Origin of the sequence: Paenibacillus plantiphilus, assembly GCF_927798095.1 — a bacterium.
Taxonomy (GTDB): domain Bacteria; phylum Bacillota; class Bacilli; order Paenibacillales; family Paenibacillaceae; genus Paenibacillus_Z; species Paenibacillus_Z plantiphilus.
Genome location: NZ_CAKMMF010000008.1, coordinates 232,936 through 241,339, shown reverse-complemented (window position 1 = coordinate 241,339; position 8,404 = coordinate 232,936). Strand labels below are relative to the sequence as shown.

The following is an 8,404-nucleotide window of genomic DNA, read 5'->3' as shown; positions in this document are numbered from 1 at the left end:
GCCCCTGCCCTTGCCCTTGCCCCTGTCCTTCCCCTTCCCCTTGCACTTGCACTTGTCCTTGCCCTCGCCCTTGACTTTTCCCCTGTCCCTGCCCTTTCTCCTGCCCCTGCTCCATCTCCTTCTTCGATTTCTCCAGCTCTATCGGAGCAATCGTTTGTTCAACTTGGCCACTAATCTCGATCCAACCAGACGGTTCCGCCTCCTTCGCCTGCCACAGGGCCGCCGTTAGCAAAATCAGTCCCAGCAGGAGCATTCCTCCAACAATTGCTTTCTCCTTTCGTAAGAACGAGCTATTGGTTTGCTTCATCATCTGTTCCTCCTATCTACATACTGGCTGGCATTGCCGTTCTATGAAAATTATTTTCAACTTGCCTTAAATTCCGGTTCTCTTGGCCGAGCAAGTCTGCATACGGTAGTAAGAGCAGCAATGGCAAAGGAGAGGCTCGGAGCTTTATCCACTCCAAAGGTGATCTCCGCAGCACCAATCAAGTCCTTGCAACGGATATACTGCGCTTAACTCAAAAGCGCCTTGGAGGGGTCAAGATGAATGTCGGATTTATCGGGATCGGAAGTATGGGCAGCTTGCTGATTGATTCATTCATCGGCTCAGGCGCGCTCAAGCCGTCTCAAATAACAGCCAGCAACCGAACGATCAGCAAAGCCAAGATTCTTGCCGAGCGGCATCCCGGTCTGCTCGTAGCCGCTTCCAACCGCGAAGCAGCCTTTGGAAGCGACATCGTCTTCCTCTGCATCAAACCGCTTGAATTTAAGAAGGTCATCGAGGAGCTGCGCGGCACACTTCAGCCCCATCAAATCATCGTCTCTATTACGAGCCCTGTCCTGCTCTCTCAGCTGGAGGATTGGCTCCCCTGCAAAGTAGCCAAGATCATTCCGAGCATTACAAACTACTTATTTTGCGGCGCCACGCTCTGCATGTTCGGCAGACGAATAACGGACGCTGACAAACATCTTCTTAACAGCATGCTGTCCCACATCAGCACCCCGCTTGCCATCGAAGAGCAGCACACCCGCATCGTATCTGATTTATCCAGCTGCGGCCCTGCCTTCATGGCTTTCGTCCTGCAAAAGTTTATTGATGCCGCTGTCGAAGAAACCGGCATCCCCCGCGATGAAGCACTCATCATCGCCAGCGCAATGCTGAGCGGAACAGGCCAGCTGCTGACAGAAGGCGGTATGACGCCGGAGACGCTTCAATCGCGCGTAGCCGTCCCCGGCGGGATTACGGCAAAAGCGCTTGCGCTGCTTGATCGCGAGCTGGACGGCGTATTCAATGCGGTCATTCGTGCCACTCATGCCAAATACAATGAGGACTTGGAGCATGTCGCCGTCTCCTTATACGGCAAAGAGGTGAATGGCTCCTAAGCGCATGCTTTGCGCTTGGAGGCCATCCACCTCTTTTTTTGTAAACTGCTAGTTTGCTACGATATTGACCAGCTTGCCCTTGACAGCAATAACTTTGCGAATCGTCTTGCCGGCCAGCGCCTCAGCAACCTGAGCCGAATTCTTCGCAATTTCCTCCATCTGGGCCTGCTCCATATCGGCAGCAATCCGCATGCGGTCGAGAATCTTGCCGTTTACCTGGACGACGATCTCAACCTCTTGATCCACTGTCAACGACTCATCGTAAGAAGGCCACTGAACATAGGTGATTGATTCCGTATGTCCAAGCTTCGTCCAGAGCTCCTCTGCAATATGCGGCGAAAGCGGGGACAGCAATTGGACAAAATGCTCCATCGCCTCGCGCGGCAGCGTCTCCGACTTGTAAGCTTCATTGACGAAAATCATCAGCTGGCTGATCGCTGTGTTGAACCGCAGGTTCTCATAATCCTCGGTGATTTTCTTGATCGTCCGATGCCACGTACGCTTGAACGCTTCAGATGCCTCGCCGCTGCCAATCCGCTCATTCAGCTCACCATTGTCTCCAATGAACAGTCTCCATACACGGCTAAGGAAGCGATGCATCCCTTCTACACCGTTCTCATTCCATGGCTTGGTCGCTTCGAGCGGCCCCATGAACATCTCGTACATCCGCAGCGTGTCTGCGCCGAACTCGTTCACAATATCGTCCGGGTTAATAACATTGCCGCGCGATTTGCTCATTTTCTCATTGTTTGTTCCGAGAATCATCCCTTGATTGACCAGCTTGTGGAATGGCTCCTTCGTCGCAACTACGCCGAGATCGTACAGCACTTTGTGCCAAAATCTTGCATAAAGAAGGTGAAGAACCGCATGCTCAGCGCCGCCGATATACAGATCGACCGGCAGCCACTCCGCCTGCTTCTCCTTCGAGCAGATTTCCTTGTCATTATGCGGATCGATAAACCGCAGGTAGTACCAGCAGCTGCCCGCCCATTGCGGCATCGTATTCGTCTCGCGACGCGCAGGCTTGCCAGTCTCGGGATCAACCGTATTCACCCAATCCGCCACATTCGCAAGCGGAGATTCGCCCGTGCCCGATGGTTTGATTTGTTCAACATCCGGCAGCAGCAGCGGAAGCTGCTCATCCGGAACCGGCTTCATCGTGCCATCCTCCAGATGAAGAATCGGAATCGGCTCGCCCCAATAACGCTGACGGCTGAACAGCCAGTCGCGCAGGCGGTATGTTATTTTACCCTTGCCTGTGCCTTCCTTCTCCAACCGCGCAATCATAGCCGCAATCGCTTCAACGTTGGACAGGCCATTCAGGAAATCTGAATTGACATGCGGGCCGTCGCCAGCGTACGCCTCCTTCGAAATATCGCCGCCTTGCACCACTTCAACGATCGGCAGCTGGAACTGCTGCGCAAATTCCCAGTCGCGCTGATCATGGCCTGGCACAGCCATAATTGCGCCCGTTCCGTAACCAGCAAGCACGTAGTCCGCGATCCAGATCGGAACCTTGCCGCCGCTGACTGGATTGACCGCATATGCACCCGTAAACACACCAGACTTGTCTTTATTCAAATCCGTACGCTCAAGATCCGATTTGTGAGCGGCAGCCGCTTGATAAGCGTCTACTGCGCCCTTTTGCTCCGCTGTCGTAATTTGAGCGACAAGCTCATGCTCCGGCGCCAGCACACAATAGGTCGCCCCGAACAGCGTATCCGGCCGCGTTGTGAATACAACGAGCGATTGATCATGACCGTCGATTGCGAACGTTGCTTCCGCGCCCTTCGATTTGCCGATCCAATTGCGCTGCATATCCTTGATGCTCTCGGACCAGTCCAGCTCTTCAAGGTCTTCCAGCAGGCGGTCTGCGTACTCCGTAATTTTGAGCACCCATTGGCGCATCGGCTTGCGTACCACCGGATGGTTGCCGCGCTCGCTCAAGCCATTGATAACCTCTTCATTCGCGAGAACAGTGCCAAGCGCCGGACACCAATTCACTGCAACCTCATCGACATAGGCAAGCCCTTTATTGTACAGCTGGATAAAAATCCATTGTGTCCATTTATAGTAGTCAGCGTCCGTTGTGCTGATTTCACGATCCCAATCGTAGGAAAAGCCGAGCGACTTGATCTGGCGACGGAAATTGTTAATATTCAACACAGTAAACTCGCGCGGATGCTCCCCTGTATTGATCGCATGCTGCTCCGCAGGCAATCCGAATGCATCCCAGCCCATAGGGTGAAGGACATTATATCCGCGCATCCGCTTATAGCGGGCTACGATATCCGTTGCCGTGTAGCCTTCAGGATGCCCGACATGAAGTCCTGCTCCAGAGGGATATGGAAACATATCGAGCGCATAAAATTTCGGTTTTTCTGCATCTTCGGTTGTCTTGAAGGTTTTGTTCTCATCCCAATACGCTTGCCATTTGGGTTCAATCACTAACGGATTGTAGCCCTGCTGTTCCTTGCGTTCCTGTGTCATGATTATTGCCTCCCTATTCATCTCGCGTGACCGGCCAACTGTTCCAGACTGTACCGCCCTATGTGCATAAAAAAACCTCCCATCCCTAGCGCAAACGCTAGGGACGAGAGGATTAATTCCCGTGGTACCACCCTAGTTAGCAGGGGTATGCTTTACCCTTGCTCACTCATTTCCCTTAACGCGGGCGAGACGGCGCGCTTCACACGAAGTAATGCGACAGGAACTGTCCACTCTTCGGCTTGACACGCGGCTCCAAGGCGAGTTCACTTCCACGCTGGTCCGACTTGCACCTTTCATCGGCTCTCTGAGTCCTAGCGTTACTGAAGCTACTGCTCCTTTTCGACGCCTAATTGGCATGAAATCCTATAAAAATAGTTAGTTCGATTATAAATAAGCAGCGTAATCGTGTCAAGCAGCCTGCCGAGTTTATGTGTTGTTCTGCCTGCTTCACAAAAACTATTTAATGGCCGCGAAAAACAATCGATCCGAATCAGCATTCGGCTCCTCCAGCTTGAAATCCGCGAAGGCCTCGATTCTGCTAAAGCCCGCTCTGGTAAGCGCTCCGCGAATCCAGGCAGGATCATAAGCGCGCTGCACATGCACTTCCTCAATTTTGCTGAATCGCGCATCCCGCTCCTCGCCTTCACGGGCAAAAATCGTCAGCCGGTGCTCGATTTCGAATCGTTCGCGATCCAACTCGCTCGTCCAAATATAAGCGATATCCCGTTCATCCAGCACAAACGGCTGCTCTTCCGCATACCTTTCCAACTGCTTCGGGGCATGCACGTCAAACAGAAAGACACCTTCGGCCTTCAAGCCATTATAGGTCGCCTTAAAGGCGGCCTCGACATCGGCCTTTTCGGTCAAATAGTTCACACAATCACAAAAGGAGATTACTGTGTCAACCTCTTCCGGAAGCTCCCAGTCGCACATATCCTGCTGCAGCCAACGGATAGACCCTTTGCTGGAACGAATAGCCTGCTGAGGTGATTCATCCCATTTGCTGCGTGCGATCGTCAGCATGTCTGATGACAGATCTATTGCAAATACATGGAATCCAGAACGTGCCAGGGGAATCGAAATGCTGCCCGTTCCGCAGCCCAAATCTACAATCGTCTGCGGAATGCCGTAACGCTCCCAGCATTCACGCGCGAACCGCATCCAATCCGAGTAAGGCATATCTTCCATCAATCGATCATAGACAGAAGCAAACTGCCGGTATGCTCGCATTCCTTCCCCTCCTTGAATTTATGTACGTTTGAACTATAAAAATTGAACAATTGAATTGAACATAGAGGCTGCTTCACAGGGGAATGTTCTTATGGTCGCTGATGCCTCTCCAGAAGCATTCTCCCTGCTCACGGTGGGCGATATGTGCTTGGCAATGCTCAGGCCCGAGCTGTAAGCAGATTTCATCCGCTTACAGACCATCAAAGCCAGTTAGTTCAGCGCTGTAAGCGGGTTTTTCCGCTTTATCTGCCCCGACTGCCTCATATTCCACACTGCGTACGAGCTGTAAGCAGATTTCATCCGCTTACAGACCATCAGAGCCAGTTAGTCCAACGCTGTAAGCGGGTTTTTTCGCTTTATCTGCCCCGACTGACGCATATTCCACACTGCGTACGAGCTGTAAGCAGATTTCATCCGCTTACAGACCATCAGAGCCAGTTAGTCTAGCGCTGTAAGCGGGTTTTTCCGCTTTATCTGCCCCGACTGCCTCATATTCCACACTGTGTACGAGCTGTAAGCAGATTTCATCCGCTTACAGACCATCAAAGCCAGTTAGTCCAGCGCTGTAAACGGGTTTTTCCGCTTTATCTACCCCGACTGCCTCATATTCCACACTGCGTACGAGCTGTAAGCAGATTTCATCCGCTTACAGACCATCAAAGCCAGTTAGTCCAGCGCTGTAAGCGGGTTTTTCCGCTTTATCTGCCCTGCCTGCCGCATATTCCACACTGCGTACGAGCTGTAAGCAGATTTCATCCGCTTACAGACCATCAGAGCCAGTTAGTCCAGCGCTGTAAGCGGGTTTTTCCGCTTTATCTGCCCCGACTGCCTCATATTCCACACTGCGCACAGGCTGTATACCCCTTATTCTGTCTTATCGCTCGATTCCGCTTTCGTCTCGGAAGCTTCAGAAGCAGAAGCATCGGCTTCCACCAACTTGGTCCAGCTGCCTTGTTGCGTTACGAGCCCTTCGCGCATAAGCTTGCCGATTGCCCGTTTGAACGCAGATTTGCTAATGCCGAACTTCTGCTTGATGATATCGGCTGGCGTCTCATCCGAGTATGGCATCGCTCCGCCCGGACGCTCGCGCAAGAAGGCGAGAAGCTTGTCCGAATCCTCGACCCTGCCAGCCTCCTTGCGAAGTGTCATCGACAGGTTCACCCTGCCGTCCTCGCGTACATAGGTAACACGGGCGCTGACTCGTTCGCCCAACCGAAGCTGGCGGGTCCGATCATCAGCAGGAATCAGCCCCATTGCGCCGAAGCCGACTACGCCGCCATCGATCAGCACGAAGGAGCCCATCTTGAGCGGCTTTGTAACCCATCCGTCTACCCATGTGTTGCGCCATGACTCAGGAGCCCGAAACGCAAGCTCCGCAAGATCCTCTTCGAACGCAATCTTCGCGACCAACCGTCCGATCTTATCATGCGTCAGCTTGACGAACACCTCGTCGCCCGGGATCGGCCGCAGTTCCTTCATCTCCGGCTGCTCCGACATCGGCAGCAGCAGCTGGCGGCCGAGTCCCATCTCCAGAAAAGCGCCGATGCGCGGATGCACATCAGCAACAGCGAGACGCGCCACCTCGCCTAGCGTGATCAGCGGCTTCTTCATCGTTGCCGCAATGCGGTCCTCTGTGTCGTAGAACAGAAAAACCTCGATATCATCGCCAGGCTGAGGACGCTCGCCTACAATTTCTGTATAATGCAGCAGAACGTCTGATTCTCCATCGTTCAAGAAATAGCCATAGGGCGACACTTCGCGTGCCACCCTCACATTCACGTATGTTCCAGCAACGAGACTCATGCGAACTCCACAACTTTCGCGTCGGACCACAGCCGCTCGATATTGTAGTATTCCCGCTCTTCACGGTGAAAGACATGAACGACAACATCACCGATATCGATCAGCACCCATCTGCCCGAATCCATGCCTTCAATACCCTTTACTTGCGCGCCGCTGGTTTCCGCTTGCTTGCGAATTTCCGTCGTGATCGCCTGAACCTGTGTATCTGAATTACCATGACAGATGACAAAATAATCTGTAACGAGCGATATCCCTTGCAGGTTAAGCGCCACAATCTGATGCGCCTTTTTCTCTTCCGCAGCAGCTACAACGAGCTGCATCAATTCATTCGCCTGTATTGTCATCGCCCAGACTCCCTTACATATAGGATCAAATCATTGCGAGCCATTACCGTCAATGGGTAGACTCTCCGGCCTTGCTCCAGCAAATGCGATATCGTTGAATCGAATCCGGCAATCAAGGCCGCCTCCAAACTATGCTCGGCTAATTCCCGAATTTTATGCACAGCTGGAAAATCACGACCAGGTTCCATATAATCAGCAAGACATACGACTTTGTCCATCAGTGTCATGCCCTCTCGACCAGAGGTATGATAGCGAATCGCATCAAGCACTTCGAGATCCCCAACACCATAGTCGCCTTCAGCAACAAAGGCGCCAACCGGCGCATGCCACAGCTCCTTATCGTATTGCAGCAGCTCTGCTGGCAGCCCTTCCTCACGGATAATCGTCTCCATGCGGGATGTCTGCCAATACTTCGCCACATCATGCAGAATAGATGCGAGCTCCGCCTTAACCGGATCAGCACCAAACCGTTCTGCCAGCACGACCGCCGTCTCCATAACACCTACTGTATGCGTCCATCGGCGCTCCGGCATCTCCGCACGAACAGCTTCAATCATCTCATTCCGGCTTTTCATAGAGAGAATTCCTTCTTATGAATGAATAGACCTTTTCCGGTACCATGAATCGGATGGAACGCTTGTCCGCCTGCCGCTGCCGGATTTCTGTCGACGAAATGTCAACAAGCGGCATTCCAACTACCGTCAGCCGGTCCACAATATACGAGGGCAGCAAGGAAACATCTATCGATTCCCCTGGACGCTCCACGCCAATGAACGAGACGATTTCGGCCAGTTCTTGAATACGATGCCATTGCGGCAAATCGTTAACCCGATCCGAGCCGATAATATAACTGAACGCACGCCCCGGATACAGCTCCTGAAGCGCCTGCACCGTATCGATGGAATAGCTTGTTCCGCCCCGCTCCAGCTCAATATCCATCGCGCGGAAATGCGGTTGGAAATCAATCGCTCGATACACCATTTCAAGTCTTGCGTTGACATCCGCATTCGGATCATTCTCTTTTAACGGCGGTTGAAAAGAGGGAATAAACCAAATCTCATCAAGGCCGCATGACTCGCGAGCACGCTCGGCAGCCAGCAAATGACCGTAATGAATCGGATCGAAGGTCCCTCCCATAATTCCTACTTTAATCA

General features: G+C 52.7%; 8 protein-coding genes and 1 other annotated feature. Of the genes, 1 reads left to right on the top strand and 7 read right to left on the bottom strand.

Annotated elements, in window-relative coordinates:
* The coding region (locus tag L6H65_RS09545; RefSeq protein ID WP_236340632.1) for a hypothetical protein at positions 1-310 on the bottom strand (310 nt) is incomplete at its 3' end.
* Positions 311-543: 233 nt separating this feature from the next.
* Here L6H65_RS09545 and comER point away from each other — a divergent pair.
* Positions 544-1,383 (top strand): late competence protein ComER, encoded by an 840-nt coding sequence (comER, locus tag L6H65_RS09540; RefSeq protein ID WP_236340624.1) that lies wholly within the window; start codon positions 544-546, stop codon positions 1,381-1,383.
* A gap of 48 nt (positions 1,384-1,431) precedes the next feature.
* On the opposite strand, the gene leuS is transcribed toward comER, so the two are convergent.
* The 6 genes from leuS to L6H65_RS09510 form a co-directional block, all read right to left on the bottom strand.
* Positions 1,432-3,873: a leucine--tRNA ligase gene (leuS, locus tag L6H65_RS09535; RefSeq protein WP_236340615.1), complete on the bottom strand. Its 2,442-nt coding sequence runs from the start codon at positions 3,871-3,873 to the stop codon at positions 1,432-1,434.
* A gap of 96 nt (positions 3,874-3,969) precedes the next feature.
* Positions 3,970-4,225, bottom strand: a binding site (T-box leader).
* A 104-nt stretch (positions 4,226-4,329) separates the two neighbouring features.
* Positions 4,330-5,103 (bottom strand): class I SAM-dependent DNA methyltransferase, encoded by a 774-nt coding sequence (locus tag L6H65_RS09530; RefSeq protein ID WP_236340607.1) that lies wholly within the window; start codon positions 5,101-5,103, stop codon positions 4,330-4,332.
* Between the two features lie 864 nt (positions 5,104-5,967).
* Complete coding sequence (locus L6H65_RS09525; protein ID WP_236340605.1) at positions 5,968-6,906, bottom strand: CvfB family protein; 939 nt, start codon at positions 6,904-6,906, stop codon at positions 5,968-5,970.
* The gene (gene rsfS, locus L6H65_RS09520) at positions 6,903-7,250 is read right to left on the bottom strand and encodes a ribosome silencing factor (protein WP_236340596.1); all 348 of its coding nucleotides are present in this window, start codon (positions 7,248-7,250) and stop codon (positions 6,903-6,905) included. The genes L6H65_RS09525 and rsfS overlap by 4 nt, the downstream gene beginning before the upstream one ends.
* A complete protein-coding gene (yqeK, locus tag L6H65_RS09515; protein ID WP_236340586.1) occupies positions 7,247-7,825 on the bottom strand; it encodes a bis(5'-nucleosyl)-tetraphosphatase (symmetrical) YqeK in 579 nt (192 codons plus the stop codon). The genes rsfS and yqeK overlap by 4 nt, the downstream gene beginning before the upstream one ends.
* Entirely contained in the window at positions 7,809-8,402 is a 594-nt protein-coding gene (locus L6H65_RS09510; protein WP_236340696.1) for a nicotinate-nucleotide adenylyltransferase, read from the bottom strand. The genes yqeK and L6H65_RS09510 overlap by 17 nt, the downstream gene beginning before the upstream one ends.
* Between the last annotated feature and the right edge of the window lie 2 nt (positions 8,403-8,404).